The 18126-nt window shown below is 66.9% G+C and carries 13 protein-coding genes; 2 read left to right on the top strand and 11 right to left on the bottom strand.

The features are described from left to right. Nucleotides 1–727: 727 nt before the first annotated feature. From ACEYYA_RS05780 to ACEYYA_RS05755, 6 genes are all read right to left on the bottom strand, one after another. On the bottom strand, nt 728–1825 hold the full coding sequence (locus ACEYYA_RS05780) for a flagellar basal body P-ring protein FlgI (RefSeq protein WP_374798526.1): 1098 nt from the start codon (nt 1823–1825) through the stop codon (nt 728–730). Then, entirely contained in the window at nt 1822–2838 is a 1017-nt protein-coding gene (locus ACEYYA_RS05775; RefSeq protein ID WP_374798524.1) for a flagellar hook protein, read from the bottom strand. The genes ACEYYA_RS05780 and ACEYYA_RS05775 overlap by 4 nt, the downstream gene beginning before the upstream one ends. A gap of 1 nt (nt 2839) precedes the next feature. Beyond that, on the bottom strand, nt 2840–4294 hold the full coding sequence (gene flgK / locus ACEYYA_RS05770; RefSeq protein WP_374798522.1) for a flagellar hook-associated protein FlgK: 1455 nt from the start codon (nt 4292–4294) through the stop codon (nt 2840–2842). A gap of 12 nt (nt 4295–4306) precedes the next feature. Further along, complete coding sequence (locus tag ACEYYA_RS05765) at nt 4307–5617, bottom strand: flagellar hook protein FlgE (RefSeq protein WP_374798520.1); 1311 nt, start codon at nt 5615–5617, stop codon at nt 4307–4309. A gap of 122 nt (nt 5618–5739) precedes the next feature. Further along, nucleotides 5740–6672, bottom strand: coding sequence for a lytic transglycosylase domain-containing protein (locus tag ACEYYA_RS05760; RefSeq protein ID WP_374798518.1), 933 nt, complete (start codon nt 6670–6672; stop codon nt 5740–5742). A 60-nt stretch (nt 6673–6732) separates the two neighbouring features. Then, on the bottom strand, nt 6733–10347 hold the full coding sequence (locus ACEYYA_RS05755; RefSeq protein ID WP_374798517.1) for a hydantoinase B/oxoprolinase family protein: 3615 nt from the start codon (nt 10345–10347) through the stop codon (nt 6733–6735). Nucleotides 10348–10437: 90 nt separating this feature from the next. Between ACEYYA_RS05755 and ACEYYA_RS05750 the strand changes: the two genes are divergently transcribed. After that, nucleotides 10438–10965 carry a winged helix DNA-binding protein gene (locus tag ACEYYA_RS05750; RefSeq protein WP_374798515.1) on the top strand — a complete coding sequence of 176 codons (528 nt, stop codon included), beginning with the start codon at nt 10438–10440 and terminating at the stop codon, nt 10963–10965. Nucleotides 10966–11956: 991 nt separating this feature from the next. Here ACEYYA_RS05750 and ACEYYA_RS05745 read toward each other — a convergent pair. The 5 genes from ACEYYA_RS05745 to ACEYYA_RS05725 all read right to left on the bottom strand — a co-directional run bounded on the left by ACEYYA_RS05745 (nt 11957) and on the right by ACEYYA_RS05725 (nt 17303). Next, complete coding sequence (locus tag ACEYYA_RS05745) at nt 11957–13276, bottom strand: HlyD family type I secretion periplasmic adaptor subunit (protein WP_374798513.1); 1320 nt, start codon at nt 13274–13276, stop codon at nt 11957–11959. Then, nucleotides 13273–15027, bottom strand: a complete 1755-nt coding sequence (locus tag ACEYYA_RS05740; RefSeq protein WP_374798511.1) for a type I secretion system permease/ATPase — start codon at nt 15025–15027, stop codon at nt 13273–13275. The genes ACEYYA_RS05745 and ACEYYA_RS05740 overlap by 4 nt, the downstream gene beginning before the upstream one ends. Before the next feature lie 100 nt (nt 15028–15127). After that, nucleotides 15128–15745, bottom strand: coding sequence for a Smr/MutS family protein (locus tag ACEYYA_RS05735; RefSeq protein ID WP_374798509.1), 618 nt, complete (start codon nt 15743–15745; stop codon nt 15128–15130). Next, nucleotides 15742–16623: an MltA domain-containing protein gene (locus ACEYYA_RS05730; protein WP_374798507.1), complete on the bottom strand. Its 882-nt coding sequence runs from the start codon at nt 16621–16623 to the stop codon at nt 15742–15744. Before ACEYYA_RS05730 ends, ACEYYA_RS05735 begins: the two co-directional genes overlap by 4 nt. Nucleotides 16624–16637: 14 nt before the next feature. Continuing rightward, nucleotides 16638–17303 carry a Tim44/TimA family putative adaptor protein gene (locus ACEYYA_RS05725; RefSeq protein ID WP_374798505.1) on the bottom strand — a complete coding sequence of 222 codons (666 nt, stop codon included), beginning with the start codon at nt 17301–17303 and terminating at the stop codon, nt 16638–16640. 172 nt (nt 17304–17475) lie between these two features. Between ACEYYA_RS05725 and ACEYYA_RS05720 the strand changes: the two genes are divergently transcribed. Next, a complete protein-coding gene (locus ACEYYA_RS05720) occupies nt 17476–18072 on the top strand; it encodes an FxsA family protein (protein WP_374798503.1) in 597 nt (198 codons plus the stop codon). The last annotated feature ends 54 nt before the right edge of the window (nt 18073–18126 follow it).

Genomic DNA, 18126 nt, shown 5'->3' with positions numbered 1-18126 from the left:
ACCCCGATGGCGCGGATTTCCGGACCCGCCGCACCGAGCGCGGAGAGGCGACTGCACAAGGCGACTTCCGAATACCTCGGGCGGGGGTCACGACGGATCAACTGCGACTGAGGCGATTGAACGAACCCTCGATCCTCGCGCGGCATATCCGCGCCGTTATGCTATTCTCCCGCCCAACGCCCCCCTATCCCGCCACGGACGAGCCGGCCCAGAATGCAACACCCGCCCAGGCCACGATCCAGCTAAACGCGCCTTGGCCAACGCAACTTTGCGGCATATCCGCCCCCTTGTTGTATTCACTCCCCAGGCACAGCCGCCGCACCCTCCCCGCGGAGTGACACGCCGCCATGGCGCCGACGCCCCTCAATCCCGGGAAGGACGAGCGGCCAAGCCAATCGGACCGCACCCGCCCCGCCCGCCACCCGACCGGAGGCGTCTCGCCGAAAGCACCCGCCCAGCACATCCGCCCCTTTTGCTATTCATTCGCCAATCACAGCCGCCGCATCAGTTCAGCAGCATAACAAGCTGCCATTCCCCCATGCCGGCCCGATCCCGGAACGGACGATCCGACCAAGCCGATAAGATGCAACCGCCGCCCCGGCTACGGTCCAGCCAAACGCCATCGGCTAAAAGGACGGCAAGACAGCCAAAACTCCACGACACGCGATTCACCAAAAGGTCAGACACGGGGTGCAGCGGCGCTTCACGCTATCCCGGTTTGACCCCACTAGTTCACCACGAACTCGGCATGAAGAGCCCCTGCTGCGTGGATGCTTTTCAGAATGTCGATCATGTCGCGTGGGCTGACGCCCAGGGCATTCAGCCCGGCCACCACATCCGACAGGTTGGTCCCGCCATTCACCATGGCAAGGCCGATGCCTGGCTCCTCCTCGACCGAGGCCGTCGTGCGCGGAACGACTACCGTTTCCCCTTCTGCAAAGGGGTTGGGCTGAGATACCATCGGCTCCTCCTGAATGCGCAGCGTCAGGTTGCCCTGACTGACCGCCACGCGCGAAATCCGCACATCCTCACCCATCACGATCGTGCCGGACCGCTGATCGACTACCACGCGAGCCCGGCGCTCAGGCTCGACCTCGATCACCTCGATCTGGCTGATGAAATGCGCAGGCGACAGGGCATCGCTTGCAGCCACATCCATGCTGATCGTGCCGGAATCCAGCATCGTGGCAACACGCCGCCCGTATGTGTTGTTGATCGCGCGTTCGATCCGGTTGGCGGTGGTGAAATCCGGGTTCCGCAGCGCCATCCGCAAGGTCTGCATCGCTGCAAAGTCAAACTCGATCTCACGCTCGACCCGCGCGCCGGAGGGGATGACACCGGCCGTCGGCACGCCCAAAGTGACGCTGGCCCCCTTGCCCGAGGCTTCCGCACCACCGGAAATGATCGTCCCCTGTGCGACGGCGTAGATTTCGCCATCGGCGGCGTTCAGTGGCGTCATTACCAGTGATCCGCCCAAAAGGCTTTTGGCGTCGCCGATGGCCGACACGGTCACGTCGATCTGGCTGCCTGCGCGGGCAAAGGGCGGCAGGCTGGCGGTGACCAATACCGCCGCGACATTCTTGGGACGGAACGCCTCACCCGTGACATTGACACCCAGCCGCTCAAGTATGTTGGCCATGATGTCTTCCGTGAATGGCGCATTGCGCAAGCCGTCGCCGGTGCCGGCAAGCCCGACCACCAGCCCATAGCCGACCAGATCGTTGCCCCTGACACCGTCGATGGTGACCAGATCCTTGATGCGGACCGGGGCGGCGACGGCCAAGGCGGGACAGAGAAGAATGAGGCACAGGATCAACCGGATCATTTCAGGTAATTCGCCAGGCTCAGGCGCGCATTGCGCGCGGTCAGGGAGTGAAGCGTTTCGATCTGGGCGCGCACCGCCTCCAGCGCGGTGGCGGTGTCATAGGGGTCGGCCTCGGCCAGGGCGCTGCGCACCTTGGACATGGTGGCAGTCTCGGCCGCGTTGCGGGTTTCGGCGGCACCGATCGACTGCTGGCGGATACCCAGTTGCGACTGAAGCGCGATCAGCCCGCCATCCGCCGACAGGATGCGTTCGCCCGCAAGCCGTGTCAGACGCGCGCGTTCGGTGTCGTCGCCGGCCAGCAGCCCTTCGGCCAGTAAGGCGCCGGTCGCCAACCCTTTCAGGACGTTACGCAGCTCGGCGCTGGTCGCGGTCGCCGGCAGGTCGACAATATCGCCGGGCGCAACGGGCACGCCGGTCAACGGGTTGGCCGAGCCTTGATAGGCCAGATCAACGAACCCGCCACCGCCCGCCGGCGCATCGAACCAGGCCGAAATCGCCGTGTCGATGTCGCGGGCGCTTAGCTGGCCGCTGACCGCAGTCCGCAGCCAACCCAGAATGTCAGCGCCCTCGGCAACGGGTCGGCGGTCGGTCGCGGCCCCTGACAGCACATAGCGCCCGCCGGCGTTGCTGTTCAGCGCGGTAATCGTCTGCATGAACTTGTCGTGCACATCGGCCGTCTTGGCGCTGATCGATTCCGGTGTCGCGGTGGTGGCAAAGGCGATTAGCGCGGGGCCTGCACGGGCGGTCATCGACTGGATCGAGCCAAGCGCCGCCTGCATCGTATCGACCATGAGCGTGGCCTCGGCAGCGGCCGCCTTGTAGCTTTTCAGTGAGGCGAGCGAGGCCTCGACCCCGCCCAGTGTCGTAAAGTCGCCGCGCAGGGCCGCCGCCGTGTCCTGCTTGCGGCCGGTCGTCAGTTCGTCGCTAAGCTGGGCGAGTTGCGTTTTCAGCGCGCCGCTGTGGTGGCGAAGTTGAAAGGCGCGGGCCATGTCACCGACAGAAACAAAGTTCATCTTACCACCTCAGCAATTGTGACAGCATGTCGTCGATGGTCTGAACCACGCGGGCATTCGCCGCATAGGCCTGTTCGATCTGCAGCAGGCGCTGCATTTCGGCGTCGGTATCCACCCCGTCCGACAGGTGCAGCGTCTTCAATGTTTCCTGCCGCGCTGTGGCATAGGCCGTGTCAGCCTCGGCCCCCAGCCGCTGCGACGAAACTTGCGACAGAAGATCCGCGGCGACGCCCGAAAGCGAGCGGGCGGCCCCAAGGAAATTGCCCGAAGCGGGTGCCTGCGGCGTATTCAGCGCGCGATCCAGCGCCGACAGCAGGCTGCCGTTGCCGACGTCGCCGGGCGCGGTCGCGCCCAGACCGTCGCGCAGCCGCCATAGGGCGCCACCGCGCGCGGGATCGGGCAGCGCGTTGGTCGTCAGACGGTTGGCAAGGCCCAGCTCTTTCGCCGGGTCAAGGGCCGCGCCCTTGTCCGTGAACAGCCCCGGTTGCCCCGCCGGGCGCGTCGGATCAAGGCCGGGCGCCGCAAAGCGGTCGATCAGGTTGCGCGCGACGGCATCCAGCTGGACCTGCGCAGCGGGCGCCAGCTCATCGCGCAACTGGAATGCGGCGCCCAGGCTGCCACCAGACAGGATCCCGGTGGTCCCGGTCGGGATCGCCTGCCCGTTCAGCTTCAGGCCTGACAGATCACCCAGGGCCTGCGACATCTCGGGTGTCACATAGGTCTTGGGAGTGAACGAAAGTTCGGCAGGCCCTCCATCCAGCAGAATGGCCCCACCCTTGGAAAACAGCGCGATCTGGTTGTTGTCGCGCGGCATTTCGACCACCGGGATCACCTTGGACAGGCCGTCGATCATCGCCTGCCGCTGGTCCAGCAATGCACTGGTATCGCGGCCCGCAGCGGTCTGCGCCAGGATGCGGGCGTTCATCTCATCCAGGTTTTTGAGGGTAGAGTTGACAAAGTCCACGTCGCGGGAAATTGCGCGATCGGCATTCGTCCGCGCGTCCGACACCTGCTGGGCGACGCTGCGGATGCTGGCGGCCAGGTCATTCGCGGCCGTCATGACGGTGGCCAGGCGCCCCTCACTGTCGGGGCGGCTGGCGGCCTCGACCAGGGCAGTGTCCAACGTGCTGATCCGGCCAGAGATCGAGTTCGGCACTGTCGGGCTGCCCAGTGCCAGTTCCAGTTGCTTGTGAAAGTCCGAGCGCAATCTGGAATCGGCGACCGCAGCGTCGGCCAGTCGCCGGTCGCCCAGGATCGACTGGTCGACCACGCGCTTGACGCCTGTCACCTGAACGCCGCCACCAAGCCCCCCGAACAGCCGGGGCGCAAGTTGCAGCTCGCGCCGGGCGTGACCTTCGGTCATCGCATTCGATATGTTCGAGGACACGATCTCGGTCGCCCGTGCGGCGGCTGTCAGCCCGGACAATGCGTTGGAAAGTGACCCCGACAGGCTCATCCTGGTGTCCTATCACCGTTTGATATTCGTGGTTTCCTGAAGCATCTCGTCGACGGTCTGGATCACCTTCGCGTTCGACGAATAGGCGCGCTGCGTCTGGATCAGGTTGGTCAGTTCCGCCGCGACATCGGTCGTGGAACCTTCGCGCGCATAGCCGACGACCGCGCCGGTCGGGCCGTCACCCGCATCCCACAGGAAGAACGACCCCGAGCTGGGCGACACCTGAAACACCTGATTGCTGAGCGAGGTCAGGCCATTGGGGTTCGGCACGTCGACCAGCGGCACCTGATAGATGGTGCGGATGAAGCCGGTGTCATAGGTGGCGCGCAGATAGCCCTTTTCGTCCACCTCGACGGCGGTAAGGTTGCCGACGGGTGAGCCATCCTTGGTGATCGAGGTCGGCGCGAACTTGTTCGACAACTGCGTCAGGCCGTTCGGATCGCCCAGCTTGCCGATCGTCATCTTCAGCGGCCCGCCCTTGACCGACAGCGCCAGCGTTCCGGTGGCCGGATCATAGGCGCCGCCACCCACCTGCGTGACCGAGGCCAGCGTGCCGCCGCTGCCCCGACTGTCATCAAAGACCAGTTTGTATTCACCAATCACGGCATTGGCTTGAGCGCTGTCCTTGATGACCATCGTCCAGGTGTTCGACGCGCCCGCAGTCGGCACGGTCGGCTTGAAGGTGATGTTCAGCGTCTCGGAGGTGCCGAGGTTGCCGAAGTATTCCACCGACAGCGGCAGCGTGGTGCCAGCGGCCCCGACCTCGGTTTCGACGGCGGGCAGGTTGACGCCCAGGCCCATCACCGTGGTCGGGTCGCCCGCCGTCTGGTTGGCATTCACCACCACCGGGCGCAGCCCTGATACGGTATCGCGCGGCATCACCGGGATGGTGCCATCGGCATTGGCCGGCCAGCCCATCAGCACAAGTCCGGTGTCAGTGCGCAACACCCCCTTGGAATCCGGGCGAAAGGCACCGGTTGTGGTCATCATCATCGGCTTGTCGCCCATGGTGGTATTGTCCAGCGTCACCGAGGGCGCGACCGGCAGCATCCCGCGCCCCGACACCGCCAGATCCAGCGCATTGGAGGTCGAGACGAGCGCGCCCCGTTCATCGACCAGCCGGGCGGTATGTGCGCGCACCCCGCCCGCCGAATAGACGCCGGCACCGCGGGACTGGTTAATGACCATCCCCTCGAAATCGGCGGATGCGCGCTTGTATCCGTAGGTTCCCGAGTTGGCGATGTTGTCGGAAATGGTCGCCAGCCGCGTCGCATTCGCGGCCAGCCCCGCAACACCCGCGTTCAGCGAAGACGAAATGGACATGGGATGCGCCTTTCTGCTGCAAAGTCCTTGGACCGGACCATGCGCCAGCAGGTGTTAAGGCTGTGCTAACAGGCGACGATTTTCATCCCTAGCCGACCCATCCAAAATCCGTCGCATTCAACCTAGTTTTTCAGCACCATGCAGGCACCGCCGCGCGCCCGCAGCAGTTGGCAGAACGCATAGGCATCGCTGCGATCATCCCAGCCGACCTGGGCGGTATGCATGTAACGCCCGCGCCCGCGCAGCTTAAGCCGATGATAGGACACGGTTTTGCCGCCCAGGATCGGTTGCAGACGCGACAGCATCCGGTCGGCCTGACGCTGCGCCCCGGCGCGGCTGGTCGAGGTGGCGACAATCGCACCCCATGGCCAGACCCGTTCGGGGGTGGCGAACTCGGTGATGCGGCGCTTGGCGGCCAAGGTCACGCAGGCCTGATGAAAGCTGTCGGTCCTGGACAGCCGCAGATCGACCTTTGCGGGGGGCGATTCGCGCCAATCCTCGGCGGTGAAGCCGGTGATCGCCAGGACATAGTCCTGCGTCTCATAGGGCAGCCGGCCACCCTTGGCGATAAACCGCGCGGCGCGATCCTCGCCGCCGTTATAGGCGACGGCAGCCAGGCCCAGATTGCCGAACCGGTCGCGCAGGCGGGATAGATAGGCGGCGGAAAAGCGGATCGCCTCGGCCGGGTTCATCGGGTCGTCCAGCCCGACGATGCGCGCTGTGCCAGGCATGAATTGCGCGATGCCAAGCGCACCCGCGGGGCTGATCGCGCCCGGATCAAAGCGGCTTTCGCGCCACAAGAGGCGGGCGAAAAAATGCGGGTCGAGCGCATTCAGCCGGGCGTGCGTTTCAATCGCGCGGCAGGTGTCGGGGATAAAGGCCCCCAGCGTAATGCAGCTATGCCCGTCACCCGAACAGCGCCGTTCGGCCCGCGCGGGCGGCGGCGCCAGCACGCGGCTGTCGGTTTCCAGCGGCTGCAACGCCTGCGCGGGCAGCGCGATCGCCACCAGCAGGGCCAGACGCATCACAGCTTGGGCAAGACGGGGCAGGCGCATGGCGATCCTGTCGGGCGGGGTCGGCGCGATATAGGCGCGCGCCGACCCGCAAGGCAAGCCTTAGCCCCGGCCATACCCCCCCGGCGTGGGCGTGATCAGCGTCACCGCCTCACCCGGCTCCAGCACCGTCTGGGCGCAGGCGGCCAGAACCTCAACCCGGCCATCGGCGCGGCGCACCTCGGTTCGTCCGGGCTGGCCGTCGCCGCCACCCCCGATGCCCTGCGGCGCACGATTGCGATGGCTGGACAGGATCGCGCAATCCATCCTTTCCAGAAAGCGGATGGTCCGGATCGTGCCATCGCCCCCGGCAAAGGCCCCGCCCCCGCCGGAACCGGGGCGCAGGGCGAAGTTCTCCAACACGACCGGATAGCGCATCTCCAGGATCTCGGGGTCGGTCAGGCGCGAGTTCGTCATGTGGACCTGCACCCCAGCCGTGCCCGCAAAGCCGCGACCGTCGTTCATCTGGCCCGCCGGGCTGCCCGAACACAGGGTTTCGTAATATTGATAGCGGTCGTTGCCAAAGGTCAGGTTGTTCATCGTGCCCTGCGAATTGGCCATCGCCCCAAGCGCGCCAAAGATCGCGTTGGTCACATGCTGGCTGGTCTCGACATTGCCGGCCACCACGGCGCGCGGGTAACGCGGCGACAGCATCGACCCCGGTGGCACGATGATACGGATCGGGCGCAGGCAGCCGGCATTCATCGGGATCGGCGCCTCAACCATCACGCGGAAGCAGTAAAGGACGGCGGCGCGCGTCACCGGCTCGGGCGCGTTGAAATTGTTGGCCATCGCATCCGAGGTGCCGGTGAAATCGACCGTCGCTTGCCGCGCATCCCGGTCGACGGTGATGCGCACCCGGATCACCTGGCCGGTGTCGGTCGGATAGTCATAGGCGCAGTCCGACAGGCGGCTGATCAGACGACGAACCTCCTCGGCGGCGTTATCCTGGACATGGCCCATATAGGCCTGCACGACAGGCAGGCCGAAGTCGTCGACCATCCGACGCAATTCAGCCATGCCGCGTTCGTTCGCCGCGATCTGGGCGCGCAGGTCGGCCACGTTCTGATCGGGGTTGCGGGCGGGATAGCGATGACCGGTCAGCCGCGCGCGCATCGCGTCCTCGCGGAAGGTGCCGTCGCGCGCCAGCAGCAGGTTGTCGATCAGCACCCCCTCCTCCTCAACCGTGATGGCCAGCGGGGTCATGGATCCCGGCGCGGTGCCGCCCACATCGGCGTGATGCCCGCGCGAGGCAACCCAGAAGATGATCCTATTCCCCTGAAAAACCGGGGAAATCACCGTGATGTCAGGCAGGTGCGTGCCACCGTTATAGGGCGCGTTCAGGGCAAAGACATCGCCGGGGCGGATGTCGCCCGTGTTCTGCCGGATCACGGTTTCGACGCTGCGGTCCATGCTGCCCAGATGCACCGGCACATGCGGTGCATTGGCCACCAACGCGCCATCGGCGTCAAAGACGGCGCAGGAAAAATCCAGCCTTTCCTTTATGTTGACCGACTGCGCGGTATTTTGCAGCGCCAGCCCCATCTGTTCGGCGATATTCATGAACAGGTTGTTGAACACCTCAAGCAGGATCGGATCGGCGGCGGTCCCGGCGGCCTGCTGGCGGGTGATGGGCTGATGGCGCGTCAGCAGGATGTGGTCGGGCTGGCGCAGATGGGCTTGCCAGCCGGGTTCGACGACGATGGTCTGGTTCGGCTCGATCAGCAGCGCGGGGCCGCGGATCACGTCGCCGGGCGACAGCTCATCGCGCCGCCACACCCCGGCGTCATGCCAGCTGCCGCCGGAATACAGCCGCGCGTGGCGGGTGGCGGGCAGAAGGCGATCGGGGGCCTCGGTCGCCGCGCCGGGGGCGGCGTCATCCGCGCGGATCTCGACGCCCTCGACCTCGGCGGCCTCGACGATGATCGCGCGGTCAGGGCTGACAAAGCCGAATTGCGCCCGATGCGCGGCCTCGAAGGCGGCGCGGGCGGCGGCGACGTCGCCCATCCAACGGATGTGCAGCGCGGTGTCGGTGCCGTCATAGCGCAGGTGCAGCCGCTCGCCATGCTCGGCCCCGGTCACGCCTTGCGCCGCCAGATCGGCATCGACCTGATCGCGCAGATCGGCCAGCACCGCCGCCACCGAAGCATCACCCAACGGCACCACCAGCCCGCGCTGACGGCTGACGCGCACCCGCGCCAGGCCAATGCCATAGGCCGACAGCAGGCCCGACAGCGGATGGATCAGCACCGTGGTCATCCCCAGGGCGTCGGCCACCAGACAGGCGTGCTGGCCGCCCGCGCCGCCAAAGCTGTTCAGCAAATAGCGCGTCACATCATGGCCGCGCTGCACGCTGATCTTCTTGACCGCATTGGCCATATTGTCGACGGCGATGCGGATGAAGCCTTCGGCGGCATCCTCGGGGGTCATGCCGGTGTCGGCGGCGATCCGGGCAAAGCGGTCCGCCACGGTGTCGCGGTCCAGCGGTTGATCCTGGCCGGGGCCGAAGATCGCCGGAAAGTATTCGGGGTTCAGCTTGCCCAGCATGACATTGGCATCGGTCACGGTCAGCGGCCCGCCGCGACGATAGCAGGCCGGGCCGGGGTCGGCCCCGGCGCTGTCGGGACCAACGCGGAACCGGCCCTGTTGCGCGTGAAGGATGCTGCCGCCGCCCGCCGCGACGGTGTGGATGCGCATCATCGGGGCGCGGATGCGCACGCCCGCGACCTCGGTGTCAAAGGCGCGTTCGTATTCGCCCGCCGCATGGGCCACATCGGTCGAGGTGCCGCCCATGTCAAAGCCAATGACGTGATCGAACCCGGCCTGCGCGGCGGTCTCGACCATGCCGACCACGCCGCCGGCCGGGCCGGACAGGATCGCATCCTTGCCTTGGAACGCCTCGGCGGCGGTCAGGCCGCCGCTGGACATCATGAATTGCAGCACCGGCCCCGGCTGACCCGGCGGCGTGGCGCCAAGCGCGGCCTGCACCCGCGCGACATAGCGGCGCAGGATCGGCGACAGATAGGCATCGACCACCGTTGTATCGCCGCGCCCGATCAGCTTGACCAAGGGGCTGACCTGATGGCTGGCACTGACCTGCGCAAAGCCCATGTCGCGCGCCAGATCGGCCAAGGCGATCTCATGCACCGGGTTCTGCCAGGCGTGCATCAGCACGATCGCCACCGCCCGATAGCCCTGATCGCGCAGCGCTGCCAGTTGCGGGCGCAGCGCTTGGGCGTCCAGCGCCGTCTCGACACTGCCATCGGCGCGCAGGCGTTCGTCGACCTCGATCACCTGGTCGTAAAGCTGTTCGGGCAGCAGGATTTCCTTGGCGAAAATGTCGGGCCGGGCTTGGCTGGCGATGCGCAGGGCATCGCGAAAACCGCGCGTGATCAGCAGCGCCACCGGCTCGCCCTTGCGTTCCAGCAGCGCGTTGGTGGCGACCGTCGTGCCCATCTTGACCGTGCCGATCCGCGCCGGGTCGATCTGGCCACCCAGCAGGCGGCGGATTCCCTCGATCGCGGCATCGTCATAGACACCGGGATTTTCCGACAATAACTTTCGCGGATGCAGGCTGCCATCGGGGGCGCGGCCGACAATATCGGTAAAGGTGCCGCCGCGGTCGATCCAGAAATCCCACTGCCCCGGTCCGGCGTCGATCAGATCTGATGTTGTCACCATGTTGCCCCCGCTTTACATGTAAATCGTTGACAAAATATCATCATTAGTCAAGAAGGCTGGACCGGAAATGCAAGGACGCGCAACATCATGACCGACGAACAGCAACGCGCGAATGTGGGCCCGGTGGTTCTGGCCGCGCATCTGGCGAAATCATCGCTGCCGGCCCTGTCCGAGGTCGAGTTCGCCCAGACGATGTGCGTGAACGCCTTTACCCGCTGGATGGTCAATTGCGCCGCCGCCGCCGGGATGCCCGGCATGACCCCGCTTGAGGTGCAGGTGCTGCATCTGGTTCAGCACCGCGACCGGCCCAAGACCCAGGCGCAGATTTGCCTGCTGCTGAATATCGAGGACACGCATCTGGTCAGCTATGCCCTGAAAAAGCTGGCCGCGCAGGGGCTGGTGACAGCGGGTCGACGGGGCAAGGAAAAGACCGTGATGACGACGCCCGAGGGTGCGCAGATCTGCACCCGCTATGCCGAGGTGCGCGAGGCGCTGCTGCTAAGCAATGCGCGCGACATCGGCTTTTCGCCGGCCGACCTGTCCGAACTGGCGCGGCTGATGCGTGCGCTGTCGGGCGCCTATGATCAGGCAGCGCGGGCGGCGGCCTCGCTGTAGCGCGGGACCAGCATGGTTGATGGGCGCCAAAGGCCGCGGAGAAGCTCCATGCCGACCTGCCGTGCTCAGCCTAAAGGCTACAGGCGGTAACGCGGGTCGATCCACGCCAAGTCGATCAAACCTGTCGCTGACAAACTCGTAGGGCGCAAAGACGCTGCCCTTGCCTGCGCCTGGCTCCAAGGGCACTCGCAAGACGACGGTATGTGGCAGGCAGTGACGCGCCCCGCGTCGGCATAACGACGTCGGTCGGCGCGTCGACGTTCCGCATCACGTCCTCGACCGGACGGTCGGCAAGGATGAGTGTTTGCCCCGCTATCAGACGGATTCCGCAGCAGCGTGCATCAACGGTGTCAACGACATGGGAAACGCCTGCCCTTGGTGGCGCTGTCGCATGCGTATTTGGGAAAGAAAGAAGGGGTAACGGCGGCTCAGAAGCGGCGGCGCGGTCTGTCGCGGCGCGGTCTGTGGGCTGGTCTGCTGCGGCGCAGACGGCGGGATGGTCGCTGCGGTGCGGATGGCGGCGAACGGTGCTGAATGGCGCGGTCGGAAGCGTTCCGCCAGAGGCGGCAGACCGCGCGGCAATGAGCGGGCGTTGACCGGCAGCGCAGATTCGCGGATGCGGGGGGTTAACCGAATGTGTCGGGCGTCAGGCAGTCGCGGGTGGCCGCTTTTCGGGGGCTCTACAGGTCTGACTACCCGGCCTTTCCCAAGAACGCCGACCTGCCGCCGCAAGCCAGGGAAGAAGCCTGTGAGAGGGGGTGTCATACATGTATTTGGCGAAACGCGGCGCCCGGGGACGGGTAGAGAGGGCAAGGGATAACGCGCGCCCGCAGCCAGCGCCGAAAAGGCCTCCGCAAGCCGCTGGGTCACGCTGCCCCAGCTCGGCAAGCGGGATGATAATTTGGTGGATGGGGCCGGTGCGGCAAGCGGGCTTCAGCCCACGGTTCAGCCTGCCGACCACCTCAGGTCCGGGCACAGGCCGGCAGCTCGATCACGTTTCACGAAAAGCGCGGTTGAAGTAGTCCAGGAAGGGCTTGAGCAGATACACGATGGGCGACCGCTCACCGGTGCGAAGGTAGGCCTCCACCGGCATGCCGGGGATCAGCGCCTGCTGGCCCAGCTTCTGCGCCTCGCCTTCGTTCAGGGTGATTTCGGCACGGTAATAGGTCTGGCCCGTGCGTTCGTCCTGCAGCGAATCCGCCGAGATTTTCGCGACGCTACCCTGCAATTCCGGTGTGGTGCGCGACGGCAAAGAGGGAAAACGCAGGCGCACCGGCTGGCCGGGGCTGACCTCGTCGACGTTCAGGGGCGATACTTGCGCAGCGATCACCAGCGGTCGGTCCTGCGGCACGATGAACAGCGCCGGTTCGGCGGCACGCAGCACGGCGCGCGGGGTTGAGACCTGAAGCGACAGCACGATGCCCGAGGTGGGTGCGCGGATCTCCAGCCGGGCGACCTGTTCGGTCAGCGCGCGGCGGCGTTCGGCAAGCTCCAGCGCGCGATAGCCCAGGTCGCGCAGCTCGGTCTCGGCCTCCTCGCGGCGTTTGGTGACCAGCTTGTCACGTTCGATGCTGATCTCGGTGATGCGACCCTCGGTTTCGGCGCGCGCGGCGATGAGTTCGCCAACACTGCCAGCAAGGCGCGCGGCCTCGCGTTGCAAGGACAGGACGCGCCCTTCCTGGGCAAGGCCCTTGTCGCGCAGCGTCTGCATGTCGGTCAGTTCTTCGTTGATCAGCCGCGCCTGTTCGCGGCTGGCCTCGATCTGGGCGGTGATCCCGGTGATCTGGCTGGCGGCCTGTTCGGCGCGGCGGGCCAGTTGCTCATCCTCGCGCGAGAGGGTTTCGCGGCGCGCGACAAACAACGTTGCCTGACCCTGCATCAGATCGGCCACGGCGGGGTCGGTTTCGGCGCGCGCGATCAGATCGGGCGTGAAGGTGATCTCGGGGCGTTGGTCGCGCTCGGCCTCAAGCCGACCGCGGCGGGCCAGGATCTCGAACAATTGGCCTTCGACGATGGTCAATTCGGATTGCACGGTGCTGCCGTCCAGCACGATCAGCACATCACCCGCCTGCACCCGGTCGCCCTCGCGCACCTTGATAGCCGCGACGACGCCACCATCGGGATGCTGCACGATCTGGCGCTGATCCTCGACCTCAAGCTGGCCCTGGGCGACGACGGCCCCGGCAATCTGGCTGAACGCGGCCCAACCGCCAAAGCCGACCAGCAAGAGCAGAACGGCCACGGCGCCCGTCACGATCGTGCCGCGCATTCCAAAGCCGCTGTCGGCTGGGGGTTTCTGCGAAGCGGTCATGTCAGCCCCCCACCCTGGCCCGTCGGACCCATCGAGCGCACGATGTCGCCCGCATTGCGCACCATCGACCGCAGCACGTCATCGCGCGGGCCATAGGCGCGGGGCTGGCCGTTTTCCAGCACCATCAGCAATTCGCATTCCTGGATCGCCGCCGGACGGTGGGCCATGATCAGCACCGACCGCCCCGCCGCCTTCATGTTGCGGATCGCGGTGTTCAGCGCGACCGAACCGTCATTGTCGAGGTTCGCGTTCGGTTCATCCAGCACCAGGATCACCGGGTCACCATAAAGCGCGCGGGCCAGGCCGATACGCTGGATCTGGCCGCCGGACAGGCGTCCACCCGCCTGGCTGACGGGCGTGTCGTAGCCCAGCGGCAAATCCAGGATCAGCTGATGCGCGGCGGCCTGGCGCGCGGCCTCGACCACTTTGGCAGCATCGGGTTGCAGGTCCATCCGGGCGATGTTTTCGGCAATGGTGCCGTCGAACAGCGTCACCCGCTGCGGCAGAAAGCCGATCAGGCGCCCCAACACATCGGGGTCGTATTGATCCAGCGTCGCACCATCCAGCCGGATCGCGCCTTGCGCCGGACGCCACAGCCCGGTGATCGCCCGCGCCAGCGTGGTCTTGCCCGCGCCCGAGGGGCCGATCACCCCCATCGCCTGCCCAGGTGCCAGCTTGAACGACACCCCGCGCAGCGAGGCCGCGTTCTGGCCGGGCGGCACCACCGCAAGCCCCGTCGCCTCCAGCCGGGCCTGGGGGCGCGGCAGCGGCGTGCGTTCGAGCTGTTGGGGGACCGATCCCAGCAGCAGGATGGTGCGGTGCCACCCCTCTTGCGCGCGCTGGATCACGGACCAGCCGCCAACCAGTTGCTCGACCGGCGACAGCGCCCGGCCCATCAGGATCGACGAGGCCACCATCGCGCCCGCCGTCAGCTCGCCCCGCAGCACGAGCCAGGCGCCAAGCGCCAGCATCGCCGATTGCAGAAACAGCCGGAATGTCTTGGTGGCGATGCTGAACATCCCGTTGGCATCCGCAGCCGCCACCGCCTGCGAGGTTGCCTCATCCCGTGCGGTCTGCCAGCGCGCGAAGCTGGCGCGGCGCATCCCAAGGGCCTGGATCATCTCGGCCTCATTGCGGAGGTTGTCGGACATGCGTTCCGCCTGCACCTGCGCGGCGGTGGCGGCGCTGACCGGGTGGCGGGTGGTGATCTGGTTCAGCACCGTGAAGCCGATCAGCAGCGCCCCGCCCGCAAGCGCCAGCACCCCCAGCCAAGGGTGGAACACGAACACCGCCGCCATGAAGATCGGCACCCAGGGCAGATCGAACACCGCCATGACCGTGCCCGATCCGATGGCGCGCTGCACCGCGTCCAGATCGCGCAGCGACTGGTTCGCGGCGGCATCGCCGGGGATCAGCGCAGCACGCCGCAGGCCCGCGTCGAATACCCGCGCCTGAAGGCTGGCTTGCAGCCGTGCCGCGACCCGCGACATCACCCGCGTTCGCGCCAGATCCAGCACCGCCATCATCAGGAACAGGAAGACGATCAGCCCGAACAGCGCCAGCAGCGTCGCCTCGGACGATGAGGGCAGCACCCGGTCATAGACCTGCAACATGAACAGCGGCCCGGTCAGCATCAGCAGGTTGACGAAAACCGAAAACACCGCCGCCGCGATCAGCGCGCCACGCAGCGCCCGCCGAGCCTTGCGGGTTTCTGCCTGTCCTCGCTGGATGTCGGGGGATGCGCGACTCATGCTGACTGCCTTTCTGACCGCCGGGTATAAGGGCCGTTCCTTGACAGAGCGTAAAGATTTCCGCCAGCTCCATCAATGAATCGAAATCTTTGCTCCGCGATTAGCCGTGGCGGCGCAGATAGACGTAATAGGCCCCCGATCCGCCATGGCGCAGATGTGCGGGGGTGATCTGCAACACCATCGCGCCCAGTGGCGGCTGGCCCAGCCAGACCGGCACCTGATGGCGCAGCACGCCCTGACGCTGCGGGATCGGGCCGTCGTCCGGCCCCGGCTTGCCCTTGCCGGTGATGACCAGAACCAGCCTGCGCCCGCGCGCGTGGCTGGTCATCACAAAGCTGTTCAGCGCACCATGCGCCTGCGCAAGGGTCATGCCATGCAGGTCGATCCGCGCCTCGGGGTCGATCTTGCCGCGCGTCATCTGGCGATGGGTCTTGTGATCCATCCTGATCGGCTGATGCGCCAGACGTTCCGCCAATGATGGCGCAAGGTCGTGGCGAAAGGCAAAGCCCGGCGCTTGTGAGCCGACGCGGAAATCAAGCGGGCCGGGATGCGGGGCGGGATGTGGCGCGGTATGGCCGGACTTGGGGGCCGGCTTTTTCGGCAAGGGGTGCGCGGCGGGATCGGGCAAGGACGCGCGCGCGGGATGAAAGGGCGTCGCGGTGGCGGCGACCCGCGCCCACAGGTCGCGTTCACCCTCGGTCAGTTTGCGGCGGCTCATGGCCTGCTACCCCTGGGGCTCAGCACGACCATCTGGCCGGGGGTGCGGATGCCACCGGCGACGCGCCCCGCCTCATCGCCGCTGCCGATATACAGATCGCCCCGCCCGGCCCCCTTGATCGCCCCGCCGATGTCCTGCGCGATCACCAGACGCGGGGCAAAGCCGGGGGCCTGCACCCAGACCGGGCTGCCCAGTGGCACATGCGCCGGATCGACGGCAATGCTGCGCCACGGCGTCACGCTGCGCCCCATCGCGCCCAGGGGGCCTGCATCGGCCGGAAGGTCCAGCGGGCGGAAAAACACATAGGATGGGTTCACGCCCAGCAACGCCTCGACCCCTTGCGGATGGGCGGCGCACCAATCGCGGATCGCCTGCACGTCGATCGCATCGGCCGCCACCGCACCGCGCGCCACCAGTTCCTTGCCGATAGAGCGATAGGGATGGCCGTTCCGGCCCGCATAGCACAGCCGAAGCAGCCGCCCATCCGGCAACCGAACCCGGACCGAGCCTTGCACCTGCGCCAGAAACGCCTCCAGCGGGTCGGCCAGCCAGCACAGGGCATGGTGATCGAAGATTCCGGTCAGGATGGCGGCGCGGTCGGGGGCTTGCGGTCCGGGCATCAGCCCCGGCGGCAGCGCCAGCAAGGGCACGGGGAAATCGGTGCTGCACCGGTCTGATCCGGGCAGTTCGGGTTCGTAATAGCCGGTGAAGAACGCGGGTTGCGCCGGGCCTGCGACAAAGGCGTGGGCAAACCAATCGCCCCCCGCATCGGCAGGGGGCTGGGGCAGGTCGGTCAGGTCGGCCGTCAGCCGATAGGCAGCCAGCGCCGCCCCGGCATCATCATCGGCCCAGCCGGGCAGATCGGTCAGTTCTGCCACGGCACAGCATCCCCTTAGCCGCCGGTGGCGACCAGTTCCCAGTTCGGATCGGCCGCCGTCATGGTGCGGGCAAAGGTCCAGTTGTCACGCTGCTTGCGCGCCGCCTTGGGGTCACCATCGACGACCTCGCCCTGAGCATTGCGCGTGGCGGTGACCATCTCGGCGGTAAAGCGCACGGTGATCTCGGCCTCGCGGGTCGAGGGATCGAAGCTGGCGCCCGCCAGCGTCATCTCGCGCAGGCCAAGGAAGTCGGTGCTGACGACCAGCCCGCGTTCGGCCCGCTGGGCGATCACCTGATCGAAGGCTTCGGCCACGGGGGCGGCCAGGAAGGGGCGGATTTCCTCGATCTGGCCCTTGTCGAAGCTGGTCAGGATCATCTCATAGGCGCCGCGCGCGCCTTGCAGAAAGTCGGACAGCGAAAAGCCCGGCTCGGCCTGTTTCATCGCGGCGATGGCCTGGCCGATGGGGCTGTCGGGTTCGACATGGTCGGCGATGTCGTGGTCGATCCCGTCATCGTGATCCTCGGGGCGCGGGTCGCGGGTCGGCAGAGCGGTCACGGTCTCGGGCGGCTCGGCCGGGCGCTCGAACCCTTCGCGCGTGCCCAGGATGTTGCGCAGCTTGAGGATCAGAAACACCGCGATCGCGGCAAGAACGAGGATCTGGATCAACGGGTTCGACATCGGCATCCTGACGGCAAAGGTGGCGCCACGGGCTTTCGCTGCGGCTGGTCTGATCCTATGTAGGTGACGGGTGGGGGCAAGTCCAGTTTGGCACCGGAACTTGCAGGCCCGGATCGCGGCAAGACCCCGGCTTGCCCGCACGCAATCGCGCCTGCCGCGCAAGAGGTCGCCCATGTGGCTGTTGATGTTGTTCCTGTTCCTGCCGCTGATCGAAATCGGCCTGTTCATCCAGGTCGGCGGGGCCATCGGGCTGTGGCCGACCATCGGGTTGGTGGTGCTGTCGGCGGTGGCGGGCGCCTGGCTGATGCAAAGCCAGGGGCTGCGCGCCTGGGCCGACATGAATGCCGCGCTGCGCACCAGCGGCGATCCCACGGCTCCGATGGCGCATGGCGCGCTGATCATGATGGCCGGGGTGCTGCTGATGCTGCCGGGGTTCTTTACCGATGCCATCGGCCTGGCGCTGCTGATCCCTCCGGTGCGGTCCTGGGTGCTGTCGCGGATGGCGCGGCGGGTGACGATGATGGGCGGCTTTGGCCCCGGATTTGGCAGCAGGGGAACGGCAGGCGGCCCGCGCCCGGATATGGGGCGCGACCCGTTTCAGGACGCCTGGCAGGCCGATGACCCGCGCTATCGCCATGGCCGCAGCGCCGCCGATGACATCATCGACGCCGATTATCACACCGTGACCCCGCCCTCGGGTCAGGTCGGTGGCCCCCGCCCGCGTTCCGGCTGGACCGATCCCGACGACGACCGCCCGCACCGCGGTTGAGGCCCGCCCTGCGCGGTGCTACACCAGCCCAAAGCCGCAACCCAAAGGGTCTTT

This window comes from Paracoccus zhouxuedongae (assembly GCF_041927815.1).
GTDB lineage: Bacteria > Pseudomonadota > Alphaproteobacteria > Rhodobacterales > Rhodobacteraceae > Paracoccus.
This window is presented reverse-complemented; position numbering and strand designations above follow the sequence as displayed.

Coding starts and splice junctions, on each gene's coding strand:
- ACEYYA_RS05780 (WP_374798526.1), bottom strand. CDS start 1,825: ATGATCCGGTTGATCCTGTGCCTCATTCTTCTCTGTCCCGCCTTGGCC.
- ACEYYA_RS05775 (WP_374798524.1), bottom strand. CDS start 2,838: ATGAACTTTGTTTCTGTCGGTGACATGGCCCGCGCCTTTCAACTTCGC.
- flgK (WP_374798522.1), bottom strand. CDS start 4,294: ATGAGCCTGTCGGGGTCACTTTCCAACGCATTGTCCGGGCTGACAGCC.
- ACEYYA_RS05765 (WP_374798520.1), bottom strand. CDS start 5,617: ATGTCCATTTCGTCTTCGCTGAACGCGGGTGTTGCGGGGCTGGCCGCG.
- ACEYYA_RS05760 (WP_374798518.1), bottom strand. CDS start 6,672: ATGCGCCTGCCCCGTCTTGCCCAAGCTGTGATGCGTCTGGCCCTGCTG.
- ACEYYA_RS05750 (WP_374798515.1), top strand. CDS start 10,438: ATGACCGACGAACAGCAACGCGCGAATGTGGGCCCGGTGGTTCTGGCC.
- ACEYYA_RS05745 (WP_374798513.1), bottom strand. CDS start 13,276: ATGACCGCTTCGCAGAAACCCCCAGCCGACAGCGGCTTTGGAATGCGC.
- ACEYYA_RS05740 (WP_374798511.1), bottom strand. CDS start 15,027: ATGAGTCGCGCATCCCCCGACATCCAGCGAGGACAGGCAGAAACCCGC.
- ACEYYA_RS05735 (WP_374798509.1), bottom strand. CDS start 15,745: ATGAGCCGCCGCAAACTGACCGAGGGTGAACGCGACCTGTGGGCGCGG.
- ACEYYA_RS05725 (WP_374798505.1), bottom strand. CDS start 17,303: ATGTCGAACCCGTTGATCCAGATCCTCGTTCTTGCCGCGATCGCGGTG.
- ACEYYA_RS05720 (WP_374798503.1), top strand. CDS start 17,476: ATGTGGCTGTTGATGTTGTTCCTGTTCCTGCCGCTGATCGAAATCGGC.